Raw genomic sequence first — 20,241 nt, forward strand, 5'->3', positions numbered from 1 at the left:
GCTCACGCCTGAGTCTCGATCAGGTCGGCTCCGCGAGCTGCGCCGCCGCTGTCGGCGATGGCGCGGCGCATCCGTTCCAGATTCGCCGCCGTGTCCGGGTTCGCTGCGACCTCGTCGACCGTGGCCCGAAGGGTCTCGGCGGTGAGCGTGTCGGTGTCGAGGCGTTTTCCGAGCCCGAGGTGCTGGATGCGTTCTGCGTTGACGGCTTGTTCCGGCATCTGCGGCAGTGTGACCAGTGGGACTCCGCAGGACAGTGCCTCCATTGTGGAGTTCATCCCGGCGTGTGTGACGAACGCGGCCGCATGAGCCAACACCGCCGGCTGCGGGAACCAGGGGCGCACGTCCACCGTCGCCGGCACCGGGCCCAACGCGGCCGGGTCGGTCTGGCCGATCGTCATCGCGACCTGCCAGGGACCGTCGCCGAACGCGTCGACGCAGGTCCGGTAGAACTCCGGGTGGTCGGTGAAGATCGACCCCAACGACACGTACAGCACCGGACGCCGTGAATCCGGCGGTGACCACGGCTCTGTCTCGGCGCGGGACCCGACCATGGGGCCGAGGAACTGAAACCGGTAGTCGAAGGTGTCCCCGGCAGGTTGGAACGCTCGCGGCACGAAGACCAGATTCAACGCCTCGGTGACGTCGAAGGTGGCAGGGACGTCGAGTTCGACGTCATGGTCAGCGGCGAACGTCGCTACGTCCTTGGCGAAGGCGACCATCTCGGGATGGTCGGGGCCAAGCCCGGCGGCCAGTTCTTCGCTGACTTGGCCGTAGTGCTCGTTCTCGGCCAGGTTCGGGACCGTGCGCACCGCCGGGATTTCCAGCTTCGCCGCCACCAACCGGCCCGGCCAGTGGGTGGCGTCGTAGCAGACCAGGTCCGGACGCCGGTTCTGGCAGTGTTCGAGCAGCACTGGGTAGACAGCTGCCAGCGCTGCGAAGAAATGCCGAAACCACAGTGCGATCACCTCGGGGCCCACGTCGGCCGGTGGTCGAAACGGGTCGAGATCCGGCAGTTCGACCCACTCGGCTCCAGCCTCCGTCACCTTCTCCGCGAACTCGCTGCTGGTCGCGTAGTCGACCCGGTGGCCGCGCCGCACGAGTTCCTCGACCAACGGAATCGTCGGAGTGACATGGCCATGCCCGGCCAGGGCGACGAACAAGAGGCGCTTCGACACCGCATCACCGTACAAGCTGGATGATGATCTTGTCTTTCGCGATTTGGTGCCGCGCCTGGTGAACGTCGGTCAGCGGGTGTCGTTCGGCGATGCGGGGTTGCCAAAGAGTTCGGCGTGCCGCGAAGAGCTCGGGAAGCCGCAGGCGCCCGGCTCAACTCGTGGCGCTTCGCCTCGGTGTTCAGGCCGGGCCGGCGGTGGCGCTCCTGGCCGCGATGAAGCCTTCGAGGCCGTCGAGGACCGCGCGCAGCGCCACCTCCATCGCTTCGGTGGCTTCGATGCTGAACGAGTCGTCGTCGAGTGCGGCGAGTTGGGGGTAGTCCCCGGTGCCCATGACGCGTTCCAAGATGGGTACCTGTGCGGCCCAGAACTCCTCGTCGCTGATGCCGGTGTCGGCGATGACCTGGTTTTGCAGCACGTAGGTGCGGGCAGTGCCTGTGACGACGTGCTCGACGGCCATGAGGATCGAGATCTTGTCGCGGCCGCTGAGTCCGAGGCCGTCGAGCCCTTCGAGTGCGAACTCCATTCCGGCGAGCGCGTTGGGCCCCAGCAGCGGCCGTGACTGGTTGACCTGCAGCAGCCACGGGTGTTCGAAGAACAACTCCCAGTTTCCGCGCGCGACGAACTCCATGGTGGTGCGCCAGTCCTTGCCGCGTTGCCGCTCGGCGTCCTCGCCGAGGCGGGCCACCCGATCGAGCATGAGGTCGAGCAGTTCGCCCTTGCCGGGGACGTAGCGGTACAGCGTCATGGTGCCGACGTCCAGTTCGGTGGCGACCTTGCGCATGGACAGGGCGCTGAGACCGTCGCGGTCGGCGAGGGCGACGGCGGCGTCGACGATCTCGTTCAGCGTGGTGCCGGGTTTCGGGCCGCGAGTCGCCGGTTCTTTGCCGTCCCAGAGCAGCTCGAGGCTCCGGTTGAGGTCGCCGCTGCCGCTGTGTTCGGACGTCATGGGCTGGATTCCGTCGTCATGGTGGGGCTGATTCTACGAGTCGGGTCTGCTCGGGACGTCGCACGCAATACCGAGTACGTTGTACTCGATACGATGTACGCGGTACAGTGTACCCAGTGGCCCCCCCGGGGTCACGACGACACGGGGAAGGAGCTGGGGAATGGGGACGGAGTACTCCGTGGTCGCCGAAGGGTTGCGCAAACGCTACGGCGCCAAACAAGCCCTCGACGGACTGGATCTGACGGTCCGCCGCGGCAGCGTGCAAGGCCTGCTCGGGCCGAACGGCGCGGGCAAGACCACCGCGGTCCGCATCCTGTCGACGCTGATCCGGATGGACGGCGGACGGGCGACGGTCGGCGGTGCCGACGTGAACGAGGACCCCCGCACGGTGCGCACCCGCATCGGCCTCACCGGTCAGAGCGCGGCGGTAGACGAGATCCTCACCGCGCGCCAGAACCTGCGCATGTTCGCTCGGCTGTTCCACTTCGACCGGGCCGCGGCCCGGCGCCGAGCAGACGAGCTGCTCGAACAGTTCAGCCTCACCGAGGCCGCCGACCAGCAGGCGAGCAAGTTCAGCGGTGGTATGCGCCGGCGGCTCGACCTCGCGTCGAGCATGATCCTCGCTCCCGAGGTGCTGTTCCTGGACGAGCCGACCACCGGCCTCGACCCGCGTGGACGCAGCGAGGTCTGGGACGCCGTGCGGCAGCTCGCGGACGCCGGGACCACGGTGCTGCTCACCACGCACTACCTCGACGAGGCGGACAAACTCTCCGACCGCATCGCGGTCATCGACCACGGCCGCACGATCACCGAAGACACCCCCGACGGGCTCAAGCGCGCCATCGGGGGCGATCGCATCGAGGTCGTCCTGTGCGAACCGGGTGACCTCGATGCGGCGACACAGGTCGTCTCGCGGGTGGCGGCGAGCGAACCGCAGGTCGACACCGAGGAACTCCGCGTCCACGCACCGGTCTCCGAGCGCGTCGCGGCACTGACCGACGTGGCTCGGACCCTGCAGGACGCCCGGATCCGCGTCGAGGACATCGGGCTGCGTCGCCCCACCCTGGACGAGGTCTTCCTGCGCTTGACCGGGCGACCCGCCGAGTCCGAAGAGGACAGCCCTGGCCCGTCTGTCGCCGAGAACGTTCCGGAAGGACTCCGAGCATGACCACCACGACCCCGCGCGTCGAGCACGAGGGACCGGCGCGCCGTGCCTACTGGGCGGTGGCGGACTGCTGGACGATCGTGCAGCGCGACCTGACCCACCTCGTCAAACAACCGTCGCTGATCGCCTGGCAGCTCGGTTTCCCCATCGTGTCGGTGCTGCTGTTCGTCTACGTCTTCGGTAGTGCGATGGACGTCGGCAACGGCACCGACTACGTCTCCTACGCGATGCCCGGCATGTTCGCGATGACGATGGCGTTCGGGTTCATGAACACCGCGATGTCGGTGGTCATCGACAAGGAGCGGGGCGTCACCGACCGCTTCCGCTCGATGCCGATGGCCCCCTCCGCGGTGGTCACCGGGCGAGGTGTCTCCGACGTGCTGCACGCGGCGCTGGACTTGATCGTGCTCGCCGTGATCGCGGTGGCGATCGGATGGCGCTCCGACGGAGGGTTGCTCGCCACGCTGGCGGCGTTCGGTCTGTTGCTGTGGTTGCGGTTCGCGCTGATCTGGATCGGTGTCTACTTAGGACTAATTACCCCCAACCAGGAGGCCGCGGGCAACCTGTTCGCCGTGGCGTTCCCGTTCGGCATGGTCTCGAGCGTGTTCACTCCGCCGTCCTTGATGCCGGACTGGCTCGGCTGGATCGCGATGTGGAACCCGGTCTCGTCGACGGCGAACGCGATCCGCGAGCTGTTCGGCAACCCGGCTCCGCTGGGCGACAGCTGGATCGAACAGAACGCGATCCTCATGGCATTGGTGTGGCCGGTGATCATCTCGGCGATCTTCCTGCCGCTGGCCATCCGCAAGTTCCACCAGCTCGGCAACTGACGGAGGAGATCATGACCATTCTCGTGACAGGAGCGACCGGAACGGTCGGTCGGCAGGTCGTCGCTCAACTGCACGCTGCGGGGCACCCGGTCCGCGCCCTCACACGTGACCCGTCGCGCGCCGATCTTCCGGCGGGGGTCGAGGTGGTGCGTGGCGACCTCACCGATCCGGCTTCGCTGACAGGCGTGTTCGACGGGGTGAGCGCGGCGCACTTCATCACCTTCGGTGGCGACGAGCAGGCTCCGTTGCGGACCGGCGAGCGCCTCGTCGCGATGGCCGAGCGAGCCGGCGTCGGTTCGGTGACGGTGCTCGACGGCCCCGACTCGGGACCGTTCGACGCGCTCGTGGAAGCGAGTTCGCTGCGGTGGACGAGGATCGCGCCGGTGGGCTTCATGTCCAACGCCCTGTGGTGGGCCGACTCGATCCGCGACGAAGGCCTCGTGCGGGAGCCGTTCGCGGGTAATCCGGGGACCGTCGTGCACGAAGCCGACATCGCGGCTGTGGTGGTGCAAGCACTCACCACGGACAAGCACGGTGGGCAGCTGTACACCGTCACCGGCCCGGAAGCGATCACGGTGTTCGAGCAGGTGGCTGTCCTGTCGGCGGCGATCGGACGCGAGCTGCAGGTCGTCGATCTCGACGCGGAGCAGGCCGAGGCGATGTATCGAGCGTGGGGCTTCGACGACGAGACCGTGGAGGTGTTCCTCGGCTTCGGCACGAACCCTCCTGAGGCGTCCGTCGTTCCCCAGCCGACGGTCGAACAGGTCACCGGACGACCCGCCCGCACGTTCCGCGAATGGGCGACGGAGAACGCTTCGGCGTTCGGGTGACCGCGCGGAGCACGTGCGATCGAGGACCAGGGCCTTCTTGGCAACACCCGGGGTCGCGCCTTCGGGTCGAGTGACAACAACGACCGGAACCGTCGAACGGCAACTCGTCACCGCCGAACCACCCGCGGCGCCGACCCGGTCGGGTGGGGACAACTCCGCCCCCTGTGGATGGCGGGGTGGCAAATTCGCGCGAATTTGCCACCCCGCGGTGCGGGACGGGCCGGGGCTGGGGGAGGCAGGGCGGATCGAGCCTCGTCGGCCGTGTCCGAGATCACTCCTTCGGAGTAATCTCGGGCGTTGTCGCAATCGGGCGAAGCTGCGGTGCCGAATCCGCCACGTCAAGCCGCACCAGGTCTTCGTGTCCCCGCCCACCGCGCAGGCCCGGTGTGCCAGCCACATCCCCTGGAGGGTCTGCATGTTCGGCAAGCAGTACATCGCGGGAATGATCAACCGCAGCGCGGAGAACGAGACCGACCGGCGTCGCTTTCTGCGGTCCGCCGGGATCGGCGGTCTCGGTGTCGTCGGTGCGAGCGCGTTGTCCTCGAGCGTTCTCGCGGGCGCCGCCTCGGCGCAGGAACAGCCCAGCGACGCGGCGGTGCTCAACTTCGCGCTGAACCTCGAGTACCTCGAAGGCCAGTTCTACTCGTTCGCCGTCAACGGTGCGCCGCTGCCGGATTCGCTGACCGGCGGCCACGGCGAGCGCGGCCCGGTCACCGGCGGCAGGCAGGTGAAGTTCCGCAGCAAGAAGGTCAAGCAGTACGCCGAGGAGATCGCCGCCGACGAGCGTGCGCACGTCGAGTTCCTGCGTAGTGCGTTGGGTTCGGCCGCTGTGGGTCAGCCCCCGATCGACCTGCAGAACAGCTTCACCGCGGCGGCGCAGGCGGCCGGTCTGGTCGAGGAGGGGGAACCCTTCGACGCGTTCGCCAACGAGGAAAACTTCCTGCTCGCGGCGTTCCTGTTCGAAGACGTCGGTGTCACCGCCTACAAGGGCGCGGCGCCGTTGATCACCAACGCGACGTATCTGGAAGCCGCGGCGGGCATTCTCGCCGCCGAGGCCTACCACGCGGCCAACATTCGCACGGTCATGACCGAGATGGACACCGGCCTGCTCGGCACGGGCCTGCTCAGTCCGAACTACGCCGACGCGACCGCGAAGCTCTCCGACGCGCGGGACAGCCTCGACGGTGCGGACGATCTGGACCAGGGCATCGAGACCGACGGACGGGCGAACATCGTGCCCACCGACGAGTTCGGCGTGACCTACAGCCGTAGCGCCGGCCAGGTGCTCAACGTCGTGTACCTGACCAACGAGGCCGCGGACTCCGGCGGGTTCTTCCCGCGCGGAGTCAACGGCGACATCACCATGAGCGAGGACAACACCTGATCGTTCGTCGGCCGGGGTGGCACGGGCGCATCGTGCCACCCCGATCGACCCGGCGCGGCGGTCTTCGGGTGAGCGGAAACGTGGGTGTCGTGGGGTGATCACCGAAGCGCACGGTGGAGCGGGGTTTGCCCGTCGTCCGCTGCTGCCCGAAAGTGAGCCCATGCCCTCTGAGCTGTTCGATCCGCTGTTCACCTCCGAGTCCGTCGCCGCCGAGCTGGACGACCGGGCGTGGGTGCAGGCGATGCTCGACGTCGAGGCCGCGCTCGCGGAAGCACTCGCCGAGGCGGGGCTCGTCCGGGCCGAGCACGCGCACGTCGTCGTCGAGCACTGTCGAGCGGACCTGTTCGACATCGCCTCGATCGGCAGGCGGGCGGCGAGTTCCGGAAGCCCCGCGATTCCGCTCGTCCGCGACCTCACGGCTCTGGTTCCCGAGGACGCGGCCCGCTCCGTCCATTTCGGAGCCACCAGCCAGGACGTCGTGGACACCGCCGGGGTGCTGGTTCGTCGTCGCGCGCTGGGGCCGATCCTCGACGACGCACGGTCTGTCGCCGATGCGTGCGCGCGGCTGGCCGGCGACTACCGTGAGGCCGTCCTGCCGGGCAGGTCGTTCGGTCAGCACGGCCCGCCGACCACGTTCGGCTGCGTGGCAGCCGGCTGGATGCACGGCGTCGACACCGCACTGCAGCAACTGACCACAATGGATCATCCGCTCCAGTTCGGTGGTGCGGTCGGCACGCTCGCCCCGCTCGGCGACGCGGGGATCGAGGTTCGCACGGCGCTCGCCCGTCGCCTCGAACTTGCCGATCCCGCCGTGCCGTGGCACACGCTGCGAGGTGACAGCGTCGCGTTCGGCGGTGCGCTCGCCCGGGTCCTCGGCGCGCTCGGCAAGATCGCCCGCGACGTGGTCACTCTCGGCCGTACCGAGATCGCCGAGGTGGCCGAACCATCCGCGCCCGGTCGCGGCACGTCGTCGACGATGCCGCACAAGCGGAATCCGGTCGGCTCGGTGCTCACCTCGGCCGCCGCGCATCGTGCCCCGGGGCTCGTCTCGAGCCTGTACGCGGGAATGCTCGCCGAGGATGCGCGGCCGGCGGGACCGTGGCACGCGGAGTGGGAGACGCTGCGGGAACTGCTGCGGCTCACCGGCGGCGCCGCCGCGGCGATGCGCGAGGTCTGCGGCGGACTGAATGTCCACCCCGACCGAATGCGTTCCGATGTGGACAGTACGCACGGGCTGGTGATGGCCGAGAGCGTCGTCGCAGCGCTCACCCCGCACTTCGGCAGGCTCCCCGCTCACGACCGCGTGGAACACGCTTGCGCCGAGGCCGTCGAGCAAGGCCGCCACCTGCGCGAGGTCCTCCTCGACGACACCGACGTGACGGGTGCGCTCGGCACCGACGGTGTCGACGCGGCGTTGGACCCCGCGTCGTTCCTCGGCTCCGCGGGAGCGTTCGTGGATCGCGCGCTCGCCGAACACCGGTCTTGCACATCGTGAGATCCGCGTCCGGCTCTTGGAACTCGGATCGGACTGTGCTGGGCTGGGGGAGGGCGCGCGAGCGCTCGCGGCGAAAGGGGTGACATGGCGGGCAACAGCCGGGATCCCGGCCGGTCGGTGACGGCGCGCGCCCTGGGAGTGCTCACCGCGTTCGACATCGGTCACACCAGGCTGACGCTCACCGAGATCGCCCGCAGATCCGAGATCCCGCTGGCCACCGCGCACCGGCTGGTCGGCGAGCTCGTCCAGTGGGGCGCGCTGAATCGCGAGGGCGACGGGCGCTACGCCGTCGGGCTGCGGCTGTGGGAGATCGGCCTGCTCGCCCCGGTGCACGCGGAACTGCGCCGCACGGCGCTGCCGTACATGCAGGAGCTCTACGAGACGACCGGCGAGAACGTGCACCTGGCGGTGCGCGACGGCCTCGAAGCGGTCTACGTCGAAAAGCTCACCGGCCGCCGCTCGGCGCCGATCATCTCGCGCAGTGGGGGGAGGCTTCCGCTGCATTCGACCGGTGTCGGCAAGGTGCTGCTGGCGCACGCGCCTGCGCCGCTGGTGCACGAGTACTGCGAGCAGGCGCTGCTCCGCCACACGCCGTACACGATCGTCGAGCCCGGGCGGCTCGGGCGGGAACTCCAGGCCATCCGGCAGCGCGGGTTCGCGCAGACTTCGGAGGAGATGACGCTCGGGAACTGCTCGGTCGCCGTCCCCATCCGGGACGCTGACGGCGGTGTGGTCGCTTCACTCGGACTGGTGGTGCACAGTGTGCGTGCCGAACTGCCGAAGCTGGCCCGTCCGCTACTTCCCGCCGCCGAGGCGATCCAGCAGCGGATGCGCGAGCACGAACACGCCGACTCGAGCGACTGAGAGTGCAGTGGGGAACTGGCGTTACCGGGCCACCCGCCCACGTTCCACGATGCCCTCTGACTGGTCGCGCGGAGTGCGCTGCTGCACGCTGTCGACGATCCCGCAGTCGCTGACCAGCATTGATCATGGTTGAGCCTGCTCTCACCCGAACGGCAGCACAGCGGCGCTGAACTTCCCGAACCGCTCGTCGACCGGTCACCGACCGCTCGACGCCGCCGGTCGTACTGCCCGCCGCCGAACGGCGAGGAATCCCCGCAAAGCTGTTTTAGTCAGGGGACCGGCAGCACCGCTGGGGACAGCGAGCGCCGACGACGAGCGCCGACGCGGCGAGATCCAGACGAGGGAGGCGGACGACCGTGACCGGAATGCCCGGACGTGCCACGATCGACAACGAGATCCGGGTGTGTTCCACACGCCTGTCCTCGACCTTCCCGCTGCCCACGTCCGTGGGTGACCTCGCCGAGCTCTCCGCGCGGGCGCTCGACTGGCCGGGCACGGTCCTGCCCCCGCTCAAGCTGCTCGGGCGCCGCATCGTCGGCGTCGCCGAACTCCAGCCGGAGGCGCACGCCGAACGGTTGTGCCTCGGCAGCACGCCGGTGCTCGACCGGGCCGAGATCTCCACCTGGGTGTGGCCCGAGATGGAGGGCCGGGTGCCGCCGCCCGCCGCGCAGCTCACCGGCGTCCTCGCGCCGTCGCGGCACTGGCGCACCGCACTGACGGCCGCGGTGCCCTTCGCGCGGTTCACCAACGCCGCGATCGTCGTCCCCAAGGCCGTCACCGACGGCGAGGACTTCGTGTCCAGCTGCCTGATCCGCGCCCGCCAGTTCGGAGTCGCGGTGCTCAGCGCGGACAACGACGACGTGCGGGTGGAACTGGCGGGGCGGTCCTTCGAGGACGCACCAGCCGCCGAGCACACCGCCGTGTCCCGCTGGGTCAACGAGGTCGTCTACGACCAGTTGCTGACCGCCGAGGCGCCCGCCCCGAGTCGCAGCTGATCCGAGCGCGCGGGCGGCCGCGTGCCTAGGGTGGGGGCATGCGCGTTGTGCTGGCAGGAGGACACGGACAGATCGCCCGCCACCTGGGCAGGCTCCTCGCCGAGCGATCGGAGACCGTGCTCGGGTTGATCCGCCACTCCGAGCACGCCGACGACTTGCGTGCCGACGGTGTCCAGCCGGTGGTCGCCGATCTGGAGAGCCTCGACGCGGACGGGCTCGCCGAGCACCTCGACGGCGCGGACGTGGCCGTGTTCGCGGCGGGCGCAGGACCCGGCAGCGGGGTGGAGCGCAAAGACAGTGTGGACCGCGCCGGATCGGTGTTGCTGGCCGACGCCGCCGAGCGCGCGGATGTGCCACGCTTCCTGCAGATCAGCTCGATGGGCGCAGGCAAACCACAGAACCCGCCGGATGTCGGTGAGGTGTTCGGCGCCTACCTCGACGCCAAGCGTGCCGCTGAGCAGGACCTGCGGCGTCGTGGGTTGGGCTGGACGATCGTGCGGCCCGGCAGGCTCACCGACGACGCGCCGACGGGCAAGGTCACCCTCGGGGTGAACGTCGAGCGCGACGATGTCACCCGCGCCGACGTGGCCGCCGTCTGCGTGGCCTTGTTGGACACTCCGGCCTCGGCCCGCCGCGCTGTCGAACTCGTCAACGGCCCCACGCCCATCGCCGAAGCCGTCCGGCAGAGCCTCGCGTAAGCGGCCGCGCGGATTGAGCCTGTGATCAGGCACGGCGCGCCGTGCGCCACGGAACCACCAGCGCAGATCACCCCCCGGGCACAGTTTCAGTGTTCTTCCGGGAGCCCGAGGACGCGGTCGAGGTAGCGGTTGCGGAGGAGTCCGTCGGGGTCCACTTCGGCGCGGACGCGGCGGAAGTCGTCGAAGCGCGGGTAGCGCTCGCGGAGCGTCTCGGCGTCGAGGTGGTGCATCTTTCCCCAATGTGGGCGACCGCCCACGGCGCCCGCGAGGGACTGCAGGACGTCGAACCATTCCTTGAACGGCATCCCCCGGTACTGGTGCACCGCGACGTAGGCGGTCTGCCTGCGGTGCGCGGTGGACAGCCACATGTCGTCCGGCGCGGCGACCCGGACCTCGACGGGGAACATCACCGGGTTCTCCAGCCGCCGCGCCGCCTGCCGCAGTTCCGTGATCAGGTCGACGAGCGTCTCGCGGGGCACGGCGTACTCGGTCTCGACGAACCGGACGCTGCGGCGCGTGACGAACACCTTGTGCGAGGTGTCGCTGTAGGACCGGGCGGACCATGTCGCGCCGCCGACCCGGTTCAGTCCACGCACGAGGGATGGTGCCGCTCGCCCGAGACGGCACGCGGCGCCGAAGGCGGAGTTCTCCAGGAGCCGGTACTCGACGAAGCTGCGCACCGGGTGCAGCGGCTGCGGTGCCGTCTCGGCGGGCAGCCGGTTGTTGCGCTTGACGAGCGTGTGGTCCCCGTGCGGAAACCAGTAGAACTCGAAGTGGTCGTTGTCCTCGGCGAGTTCGTCGAACCGGTCGAGCACGTCGTGCAGCGGTTCCGGGTGTTCGTCGGCCGCGAGCGAGAACGCCGGGACGCAGCGCAGGGTGACGGTGGTGACGATGCCCAGCGCACCGAGCCCGACGCGTGCGGCGGCGAACAGCTCGGACGATTCTGTTGCCGAACAGGTGCGCAGGGTGCCGTCCGGCAGCAGCAGTTCGAGCGCCGCGACCTGGGTGGCGAGTCCGCCGAGGCGCGCTCCGGTGCCGTGGGTGCCGGTGGCGAGGGCACCGGCGAGGGTCTGCTGGTCGATGTCGCCGAGGTTGGCCATGGCGAGGCCGAGCTGGTCGAGCTCGGCGTTGAGCCGGTGCAGCGGGGTGCCCGCACGCACAGTGACGAGGCCGGTGGTCCGGTCGGCGTGCACGATGCCGCTCCAGCGTGCGAGGTCGAGTGCGACGCCGCCGTTAGGCGCGGCGACGCCGGTGAACGAGTGGCCGCTGCCCAGTGGTCGGACAGTCCGACCGTCGCGGGCGGCGGCACGCAGTGTCGCCGAGGCTTCCTCGACGTCGCGAGGCCGTACGACGGCGGCGGCATCGGTGGTCACGCTGCCCGCCCAGTTGGTCCAACGGCGCTGTGTTCTCGGAATTCCCGTCATCGGCCTTCCCTGGTGGCGGTGGGCGGACTCGTGCCCGGCGGTTGAGGTGCTCGTAGCCGGTCGATCCGGTGTCGACCGCAGCGTCGATCCTTCGCCCGGAACAGACGACGCCCGGTCAGGTGAGTTCTCGAAAAAGTAAGTGAATTGGATTCACATAACAAGGCTCGTGGTCCTACCGTGGGTACGTGGCTCCCAACCCGCACGGTGGCGTCGCGGGCGCTGCTGCCCCAGCGCCCCGCGTGTCCGAGCAGCCCCGACGATCACCCGACGCCGGCCTCGACACGGCGACCCGGCACCTCGACGCGCCGTTCGCCGCGGTGGACCTCGCCGCCTACCGCGCCAACACCGCCGACCTCGCCCGGCGCGCCCGAGGCACCCCGATCCGGCTGGTCACGAAGTCCGTCCGGTGCCGATCCCTGATCACCAAGGCGCTCGAATCGCCGGGCTACTCCGGGCTGCTGTGTTACAGCCTCGAAGAGGCGCTCTGGCTCTACCGGGTAGGCGTGAGCGACGACCTCGTCGTCGCGTATCCGAGCGTCGACCGCGTAGCCCTCCGCGACCTCGCCACCGACCGCGGAGCCGCCGCGGCCATCACCGTCATGGTCGACTCGACCGAACACCTCGACGTCATCGACGCCGCGGCCGGGCCCGAGCGTGCCGAAGTGCGTGTCTGCCTGGAGGTCGACGCGTCGTGGCGGCCGCTGCGCGGACGCGACGTCCTGCACGTCGGCACCCGCCGATCGCCGGTACACACCGTCGCGCAGGCGCGCGACACGGCCACCCGCATCGTCGCCCGGCGCGGATTCCGGCTCGTCGGTGTCATGGCCTACGAAGGCCAGATCGCCGGACTCGCCGACGCCCCGGCCAAACAGCCGCTGAAAGCCGCCGCGTTGCGCTGGGTGCAGAGCCGCTCCCGCACCGAGATCGCCGAACGCCGCGCGGCCATCGTCCGCGCGGTCCGGGAGATCACCACGGTGGAGTTCGTCAACGGCGGCGGCACCGGCAGTATCGAGAGCACGGTCGCTGAACAGGCCGTCACCGAGGTTGCCGCCGGGTCGGGACTCGTCGGGCCGACCCTGTTCGACGACTACAGCAGGTTCGACCCGCGACCGGCCGTGCAGTTCGCCCTGCCCGTCGTGCACCGCCCGAGGCCGGGAACCGCCACGCTCTACGGGGGCGGCTACATCGCCTCCGGCGCCATCGGTGCCGACCGGCAACCCCGCCCCGTCGACCCGGGCCTGCGGCTCACCAGGATCGAGGGTGCCGGGGAAGTGCAGACGCCGGTCGTCGGCCCGGGCGCCGACGAGCTCCGGCTCGGGGACCGCGTCTGGTTCCGGCACGCCAAGGGCGGCGAGCTCGCCGAGCGCTTCCTCGACTACCACCTCGTCGACGACGGCAGACTCCTCGACTCGGTGCCGACTTATCGGGGCGAGGGCAGGTCGTTCGGCTGAGGCTCGTCGCCCAATCTGCTGGACAGGTAGCCGCGCACCAGCTCGCGCGCCTCGGCGACCAGTGCAGGATCACCGTTCGAGTCGTTGCGGAACGCCATGTGCAGCACCGCGTCCGCCGCCTCGACCGCCACCGACAGCGGGGTGGCGAGCCGATCGAGGTCCATCCCGAACTCGCCGCCGATGAACGTGGTGAGCTTGTCCGCGATCACCGCGTTGTTGTCCTTGGTCTCGTCGAGCAGGCGCAGGTCCACGACGTCGCCGAAGTGCAGGCGGCTGAACGCGGGCGCCTCCCGGTGCATCGTCATGTACACCTCGAAGACCGTGTCGACGGCGTCCCACCAGTGCGCCCAGTGCGCGCCCTCGAACCGGTCGGCGAGCATCGACATGAACCGGTCGAGGTTGCGCAGCGTGAGCTCCTGGACGACCGCGCGCTTGTCGGGGAAGAACTGATACAGCGAGCCGACGGCGACTCCGGCCCGCTCGGCGATCAGCGTCGTGGTCAGGCCGTCGTAGCCCACTTCGTCGACGAGTTCGGCGCAGGCGGTCAACATCTTCTCCACCCGCTGAGCGCTGCGCTGCTGGACGGGCTTGCGCCGCAGGGGGGCTACTTCGGTGGGCACGTGGCCTCCTTGATCCTGTCCGCCGTTGCTGGTGCTGACCACGACCGCGACTCCCCTCGGGGTGGGCCGGAACGATCAGTCCGTCCAGTTTCGCGTGATCGCGTTTCTTCCGCTGTGCGGACATGCCGATCGCGTGTCAGCCGGACGGTCAGTGTTCCGACGAGATGACCACGGAGCCTGTCACGGTCGTCGCGAGCAGCGATTTCGGGGTCGCGTTCCCCGGTGCCCACGCTGGTTGGCTCGTGTGACCGCATCAAACCTATGCGCTCTGTCACGTTGCAGGCGCACAAGGTCACTATCTAGCGTGACGTCGGTGTAGTCGGAGCGGGGTCGAGGGATCATGGTGAGTAACGGACTGAGAGGGCATCTGGGAACTTGGGTGTGTGGTCCAGGACCGTCGCCCCAGTTCGTGCCTCGCGGCGTTGGGGTCCTCACCTCGCCGGGGCTGATCACTCGTGACCATGCCGGTTGTCCGGCCGAACCCTGTACCGACTCGGCCCCTCCCGCACGGTCCGTCGGCAGTCGCACCGTGTTCCGGTGAAGACGCATCCGGGCGCCGCGTTCGCGCGGGAGGTCGCGACCGACTGCAGCCCTCCGCAACCTCGGCTCCCCAGGCTCGTGCTCGACGCCCCGCTGGATCCTCACGACGCCGAACGGCTGCTGAGCGACGGCGGGTACGGCCTGCGACTGACCCGGACCGCCGCCGGACTCCGCTTGGACGGAGCAGGCCGTGGCGTGCCGCTCGGCGAGGAACCGACCTGGCTGGACCTGCATCGGGTTCTCGCCCGGCTGCGCCGGCGCCGGGCGCGTCACGATCCACACTGGCTCGCACGGCTCTCGGCGGCCGTGCGTCTCGGACGAACGCCCCGGTTCGACGCCGTCCGCACCGGCGACCTGCACACCCGGTGGCAGGTACTGCAATCCGCCGTGCACGCCGACCCGGCCCTCCGGATGCACTGCGCACTGCGCTGGTCCGAGACAGCGCTGGAGCCTGCGCCGGTTCATCCCATGCACCCCGGCGGCACCGTCATCGTCGACCTGGCCGCTCTCGTCACGGGCGGCCCCGAGCGCGGCAAAGGCCTGCTCGGTGAGGTGGTCGAACACCGCGACGAACACCGCGAGCATCCACTCGGCCACTTCCTGGAGTACGTCGTCCGCCCGCTCGTCCGCATCTTCCGGACCGCACTCGACGATCACGGCATCGCGCTCGGCGAGCTCCGCGGCATCGGCTACGAACTCACCACCGAACTGCAGAGCACCGGGAGGGTCGTGCTCACTCCGCGCGCGCTCGCCGACGCGAGCCCGGCCGCGGCGGCGACCTCGCTCGCTGCCACCGTGGCGACGCTGACGGAGTCGTTCGGGCAGACCTACGGTCAGGACGTGCGCGCCGCCGCCGACGAGGTGTTCGCCCAGGAATTCCGCTACCTGCGGTCGGGCACGGCGAAGCTGCTCCGAGGGGACCACCCGCTGCGCGAGCACGCGCATTGCGTGACCGATGAGCAGGACGACCTGCTCAAAGCGGTCCTGCGCACCGTGCAGGACCGCACCCGGGTGCGACGGTGGCATCCAGAGCGGCCCCGGCCGACCGTCGTGGTCGACGTCGACCAGTGCTCGCTCGTGCCGGTGGAGCCGACGCGGGAAGCCACGACCGCGATCTCCGGCCCGAGAAGCGGTGCGCCGCGCGGTATCCCCGAACTGGCCGCTCCGGACACGCTGCCGACGTGGCCCACGACCGTCTCGTCCACATGGGACAGCTTCCTCGACGGCACGGAACTACGAGGTCGGTATCCGGACGTCGACTGGGAAGCGCTCCGGGTCGAGTTCGGCCACGCCTTCGACCGGGCCCGGGATCGTCCGGAACCCGAGTCGGTCGTGCCGGGAGTGGCCCGATTCGTCTGGGACGTTCTCGACGCCGGTGGCCGGGTGCTTTTCTGCGCCCCGGAACGACTCGGCGAGCACGTCGAAACCGTCCTCGCGGAGTCCGGGGTTCCCGACGCGAGCGTGCTGTCCGTGCCCGACGACGACCGGCCCGCCGCGGAACGGAAGGTCGAACTGCTGCGTGGGCAGGGACCCCTCGACGTCGTGGCGGTCTTCGACGACCTCGCCGCGAACCGCCGTGCGCTCGCCGAGGCGTACCCGGGCGCCCGCTGCGTCGCCGTCGAGATCGACGGCTTCGCCACGGAACGTCCGCCGGGGGAACCGACCCCGGACGGAGCGGGTGTGATCAGCAGCTTCGAGACCTCACCGCGCAGGCTCGGGCGTCGCAACACGACCGGTCCCGCGCTCTCGCACGCGCATTCCCTGGAAGAACTCCAGGTCGGGCAGTTACGCACCGGCAAGATCGCGCGACGGTTCACCGTGCACCTCGACCACGACGAGTCTCTGTCCTTCGTGGAGCAGATTCTGGCGGACACCGACCGGGCCGCCGAACGCACTGCCGGCAACGCCCGTCGCCTCCACCAGCCGGACGGACCCGACGGCGACGACACCGACAGCACCCTGCGCGCGGTGCACCACGTGCTCACCCGCAAGCAGTTCCTCAAGGGATCGCGCTCGCACTACCGGCCGGACGACCTCCGTCGCGACGCCCACGTGCCCGTGCGCGCGGGCGAACCCATCAACGTCGTCGTGCTCGGATTTCCCGTCAAACAGTGCCTCAACCGGCTCAAAGCCCTGGGCCCGTTGCCCGATCTCGCCGAGCTCGGCGCGTTCGTCCGGCTCCGCGAACTCGACCGCGCCGTCAGCGCCGTGCACCCGCCGGGAATCCACCTGCACATCCTCACCGACGGCAGGCACTTCCGGCCCCGGCCCGCCGCACTCACCGACGCCTACACCGACCAGCTCCGCCGCTACCTGCGACTTGCCGGGATCGACGACCGCACCACCCTCCGTCCGATCGACGACGTCGCGCGCGACTCGCTCGGCGTCGACGCCGTCGCCCGGCGGCCCGCGCGCATCGCGCACCTCGTGGCGCGCCTGTACGAGACCGTCGACGATCTCGACATCACCGATCGTCCACTGCGGACACTGGAAGCCGTTGTCACCAGAACACCGCCGCCCGGCCCCGATTCCGAGGCCCTCGGCCGGTCGCTGGCGATGTTCCGGGACATGCTGATGTCGGTCGTGTACTCCGTACCCGTTCCCCAGCCGCGGGGGACCGACCCGATCAGCTGGTCCGTGCGCGTGTTCAGCGACCTCTACGACCTCACCAGCGGACGCGTGCCCGCCGAAGTGCGCAGTGCCCGGGCCGCGGTGTTGCGCCGCGCCTGGCACACCGTCGTCCGCTACCTCGCCACTCTGCGCGTCGACGAGGAACTCGGCTACGAGCAGATGTTCGACCACCGTGTCCGGCTCACCGTCAGCGCGGCACTTCCCGGCAGGTGCGGGTTCACCTACCTCGGCGGGTCGGGACTTCTGCCGTGGCAAGGCACCGGCGTCGTCGACCCGCGCGGGCACGTCGCCGTCGACTTCGCGGTCTCCTTGCTCGACCAGGGATTCGTCCCGGTCTACTCCGACCTGCTCGGTCCGCGGCAACCCTGGGCGATGGTCCCCGCCGATCACACCCACCCGAAGCCCGGAGGCGGACTCGCCCTCGACTCCGCCGTGGTCCCCCGCCTCCGCCGCAAGTAACTCGGAGACGAGGCGAACGGCACTTTCGCCTCGTCTCGTGGGGCGAACGTGCCGTTCGCCTCAAGAAACGACCCCGCGCCGTTCGGGGGGACGGGCGGGGTCGTGCCGCGCGACGGACGCACCGGATGCGCGGAGAGTGGGATCCGCGAACCGACACCGTTCGGGGGAGGGGAGGGCGGTGCCGGCCCGCGGATGTCCAAGGTCCGGCGCGAAGCACCGGAGGAGACTGTGAAGTTGTGGTGGGGGCCGACGGCCGGGCTCGTCGTGGTCGGGGGATCACACGAGACCGGCCGGCGGCCACCCGAGGCGGTGACTCGGTCTGGTTCCGGATCGGGGATGTTCCGGGACCGAGACCGCCGGCTTACGGCACCGGCGCCGCCGCGCGCACCGGGTGCGCGGGTCGCTGGTGCCGTCCGGGACGAGGTGCGAGACCCCCGGCCACCAGGTGCTCGTAAGCCGAGCGCCACACCGAACACGGTGCTTTCTGAGGGCGCCAGCGGGTCGAGCACTCCGGGCAGTGGTCTCGGCTGTCCGGTTCGTGAGCGGCCAGCAGCGTCCGCCAGCCCTCGGTCAGCCGAGGGATCTCGGAACGCGCTACGGAGAGCAGGGACGGAGCGTCCGCGCGGTGCGCCAGCTCGCTGAGCAGATCGAGCCGTTCCCACACCGCCTTACGCAGCACCTGTCCCAGTATCTCGTCCACCGAAACGTCACCGTCACTTTCTCGCCTGCTCTGCGGCGGCGCGGAGTGCCGAACTCAGTCGTCCGACGGCGTCGGACGACAGCACTGCGGCGTCGCCGGGCGGTCCTGCGAGAACCACCCTGTCCCGGTCGGCCAGTACGGAGAGGTCGCGGCGTGCGTGCGACAGGTCCCGGAATTCCCACGTCCACCGGCGATCGGGCTCCGCGGTGAGTGGGGTTCGCACGGGGGCCGCCTTCGGGGTGTCGGGCGATTCCTCGTGCGTCCCACCGCGGCCCTGCCGGAGGAAGCGGTGCATCGTCGGGTTCCTCTCCGTACCTGATTGCTTACCGATGACTACATTGGAGCCCGGCGGACCGATCTCGGTAGTCGCAACCCGGTGACCGGGCCGACCGCCACGACGAACGGTCGGGGGACTTCACCCTCACCGATCACCTCGACAGATGCGCACTTCACCGGCGTGCGGGAGTGCGCTTACTCTTCGACCGACGCCCGTCAGAGCGTGAGGGGGTCCAATGAACACCATCGTGACCGGCGGCTCGCCTGTTACGCCGGACGTGTGGAACGGCCGGGAGATGCGGGAGGCGCTGTCCGAGCGGAACATCAGCGAGATCTACCGCCAACTGCGGAAGGTCGGCGTTTCGCAACGTCAGATCGCGGCCTCCACCGGCCAGTCCCAGTCCGAGGTGTCCGAGATCCTCAAGGGTCGGCAAGTCATGGCGTATGACGTGCTGGCCCGCATCGCCGACGGGCTCGGCATTCCGAGGGGCTACATGGGCCTCGCCTACGACGGGGCGACGGCCGTGCGGGTCGCGAACGCGACCAGCGGTCCCCAGGCTGAGGAGGACGAGTCGGTGAAGCGTCGGAAGTTCTTGTCCCATGCCGCGGCGGTCACGATGGGCGCCGCCGTGTTCGGGAAGGAGGAAGGCACCACCTGGATCCCGCAGGACGATGTCCGCACGCCCGCCCCCGCGAACATCGGGATGAGCGATGTGCAGCAGATTCAGGCGACCACCAAGGCGTTGCGCGATCTCGACTACCGCTACGGCGGCGGGACCTGCAGGGACGCGGTGGTGGCCCAGTTGTCCTGGGCGCAGCAGCTGCTCGACGCCACGGCCAGCGAAGCCGTGAAGCGGAAACTCTTCGTGTCCTTGGCCGACATGCAGAGCCTCGCGGGCTGGACGTCGTTCGACACGGGCCTGCTCGACCCGGCGCGAGGCCATTTCGGTAAGGCGCTGGAGTTCGCGAAGCAGGCAGGGGACGAGAGTCTCGTCGCGAGCGTGTTGTACCGGATGGGGCGCGTTTACCTGCACCACGAGGAGCCGAACGAGGCGCTGAAGCTGTTCCAGCTGGGACAGATCGCCGCCCAGGAGTCCGGTTCGGCGTTGACCACGGCCGTGCTGTGCGCCAACGAGGCGTGGGCGTACGGAATGCTCGACCGCCCCGACCAGGTGCAGAAGATGGTGGGACGGACCAAGGACGAGTTCGCGCGGGCCGATCCGGCCGAGGCGCCGGACTGGGTGCGGTTCTTCAACGTCAACGACCTGCACGGCATGATCGGCTCGGCCAACGACGCGCTGGCGGTGTTCAACCCGGAGAAGTACGCGCCGATCGCCGTGGCGGAGACCATCAAGTGCAACGAGGCCTACGGCGCGGACATGCAACGCACGCACGTGTTCGGTTTGAGTCTGCAGGCCACGAACCACATCCGTGCCGGTGACCTGCAGCAGGGGATCAAGGTGGGCCGCAACGCGCTCACCATCGGCGAGAACGTCCGGTCCGCCCGGGTTGCCGACCGGCTCAAGCCGTTGCAGATCGAGGCGGGCAAGCACCGCATGAACTCGGACGCCCGGGATCTCGCCGAGGAGATCCGCCGGTTCCGCGAGGCCTGACAGGGCGTTCGGGAACTGGCGGTGAGGGCACGCCTCTCACGTGCTCAGCCTGAGCAGCGTGAGGGCTCCGGTCATGGACCACTTGCCCAAGTTCGACAATGCGCTCTGAGGCGAACCGGGGACCAGCCTCGGCGCTGCGTCCGTT

The 20,241-nt window shown here is 69.8% G+C and carries 17 protein-coding genes; 11 read left to right on the top strand and 6 right to left on the bottom strand.

Annotation, left to right across the window (positions count from 1 at the left end):
• Positions 1-2: 2 nt before the first annotated feature.
• Both GIY23_RS00180 and GIY23_RS00185 read right to left on the bottom strand, forming a co-directional pair.
• Positions 3-1,175, bottom strand: a complete 1,173-nt coding sequence (locus GIY23_RS00180) for a macrolide family glycosyltransferase (protein ID WP_154074816.1) — start codon at positions 1,173-1,175, stop codon at positions 3-5.
• A 178-nt stretch (positions 1,176-1,353) separates the two neighbouring features.
• Entirely contained in the window at positions 1,354-2,121 is a 768-nt protein-coding gene (locus GIY23_RS00185) for a TetR/AcrR family transcriptional regulator (RefSeq protein ID WP_154074817.1), read from the bottom strand.
• 160 nt (positions 2,122-2,281) lie between these two features.
• Between GIY23_RS00185 and GIY23_RS00190 the strand changes: the two genes are divergently transcribed.
• The 8 genes from GIY23_RS00190 to GIY23_RS00225 all read left to right on the top strand — a co-directional run bounded on the left by GIY23_RS00190 (position 2,282) and on the right by GIY23_RS00225 (position 10,382).
• Positions 2,282-3,289 carry an ATP-binding cassette domain-containing protein gene (locus tag GIY23_RS00190; RefSeq protein WP_154074818.1) on the top strand — a complete coding sequence of 336 codons (1,008 nt, stop codon included), beginning with the start codon at positions 2,282-2,284 and terminating at the stop codon, positions 3,287-3,289.
• On the top strand, positions 3,286-4,116 hold the full coding sequence (locus GIY23_RS00195) for an ABC transporter permease (RefSeq protein ID WP_154074819.1): 831 nt from the start codon (positions 3,286-3,288) through the stop codon (positions 4,114-4,116). The genes GIY23_RS00190 and GIY23_RS00195 overlap by 4 nt, the downstream gene beginning before the upstream one ends.
• An 11-nt stretch (positions 4,117-4,127) precedes the next feature.
• Positions 4,128-4,946: an NmrA family NAD(P)-binding protein gene (locus GIY23_RS00200; protein ID WP_154074820.1), complete on the top strand. Its 819-nt coding sequence runs from the start codon at positions 4,128-4,130 to the stop codon at positions 4,944-4,946.
• A 415-nt stretch (positions 4,947-5,361) separates the two neighbouring features.
• Entirely contained in the window at positions 5,362-6,330 is a 969-nt protein-coding gene (locus GIY23_RS00205; RefSeq protein ID WP_154074821.1) for a ferritin-like domain-containing protein, read from the top strand.
• Between the two features lie 160 nt (positions 6,331-6,490).
• Positions 6,491-7,825, top strand: coding sequence for a 3-carboxy-cis,cis-muconate cycloisomerase (gene pcaB, locus GIY23_RS00210; RefSeq protein ID WP_228717459.1), 1,335 nt, complete (start codon positions 6,491-6,493; stop codon positions 7,823-7,825).
• Positions 7,826-7,909: 84 nt separating this feature from the next.
• Positions 7,910-8,689, top strand: a complete 780-nt coding sequence (locus tag GIY23_RS00215) for an IclR family transcriptional regulator (protein ID WP_154074822.1) — start codon at positions 7,910-7,912, stop codon at positions 8,687-8,689.
• Positions 8,690-9,054: 365 nt separating this feature from the next.
• Positions 9,055-9,684, top strand: a complete 630-nt coding sequence (locus GIY23_RS00220) for a hypothetical protein (protein ID WP_228717756.1) — start codon at positions 9,055-9,057, stop codon at positions 9,682-9,684.
• Between the two features lie 38 nt (positions 9,685-9,722).
• Complete coding sequence (locus GIY23_RS00225) at positions 9,723-10,382, top strand: SDR family oxidoreductase (protein WP_154074824.1); 660 nt, start codon at positions 9,723-9,725, stop codon at positions 10,380-10,382.
• Positions 10,383-10,468: 86 nt separating this feature from the next.
• On the opposite strand, the gene GIY23_RS00230 is transcribed toward GIY23_RS00225, so the two are convergent.
• The gene (locus tag GIY23_RS00230; protein ID WP_154074825.1) at positions 10,469-11,806 is read right to left on the bottom strand and encodes a D-arabinono-1,4-lactone oxidase; all 1,338 of its coding nucleotides are present in this window, start codon (positions 11,804-11,806) and stop codon (positions 10,469-10,471) included.
• Positions 11,807-12,045: 239 nt separating this feature from the next.
• Here GIY23_RS00230 and GIY23_RS00235 point away from each other — a divergent pair, with 239 nt between their 5' ends.
• Positions 12,046-13,257, top strand: coding sequence for an amino acid deaminase/aldolase (locus GIY23_RS00235; protein WP_154078489.1), 1,212 nt, complete (start codon positions 12,046-12,048; stop codon positions 13,255-13,257).
• On the opposite strand, the gene GIY23_RS00240 is transcribed toward GIY23_RS00235, so the two are convergent.
• Positions 13,227-13,877, bottom strand: coding sequence for a TetR family transcriptional regulator (locus GIY23_RS00240; RefSeq protein ID WP_407646807.1), 651 nt, complete (start codon positions 13,875-13,877; stop codon positions 13,227-13,229). The two genes, GIY23_RS00235 and GIY23_RS00240, sit on opposite strands and share 31 nt — an antisense overlap.
• Positions 13,878-14,414: 537 nt before the next feature.
• Between GIY23_RS00240 and GIY23_RS00245 the strand changes: the two genes are divergently transcribed.
• A complete protein-coding gene (locus GIY23_RS00245; protein WP_228717460.1) occupies positions 14,415-17,507 on the top strand; it encodes an L-tyrosine/L-tryptophan isonitrile synthase family protein in 3,093 nt (1,030 codons plus the stop codon).
• A 361-nt stretch (positions 17,508-17,868) separates the two neighbouring features.
• Here the strand turns inward: GIY23_RS00245 and GIY23_RS00250 are convergent, their stop codons facing one another.
• On the bottom strand, positions 17,869-18,207 hold the full coding sequence (locus GIY23_RS00250) for a hypothetical protein (RefSeq protein WP_154074826.1): 339 nt from the start codon (positions 18,205-18,207) through the stop codon (positions 17,869-17,871).
• A gap of 13 nt (positions 18,208-18,220) precedes the next feature.
• Positions 18,221-18,430: a hypothetical protein gene (locus tag GIY23_RS00255; RefSeq protein WP_154074827.1), complete on the bottom strand. Its 210-nt coding sequence runs from the start codon at positions 18,428-18,430 to the stop codon at positions 18,221-18,223.
• 289 nt (positions 18,431-18,719) lie between these two features.
• Between GIY23_RS00255 and GIY23_RS00260 the strand changes: the two genes are divergently transcribed.
• The gene (locus GIY23_RS00260; RefSeq protein ID WP_154074828.1) at positions 18,720-20,096 is read left to right on the top strand and encodes a helix-turn-helix domain-containing protein; all 1,377 of its coding nucleotides are present in this window, start codon (positions 18,720-18,722) and stop codon (positions 20,094-20,096) included.
• Positions 20,097-20,241 lie beyond the last annotated feature (145 nt).

This window comes from Allosaccharopolyspora coralli (assembly GCF_009664835.1).
Lineage (GTDB): Bacteria > Actinomycetota > Actinomycetes > Mycobacteriales > Pseudonocardiaceae > Allosaccharopolyspora > Allosaccharopolyspora coralli.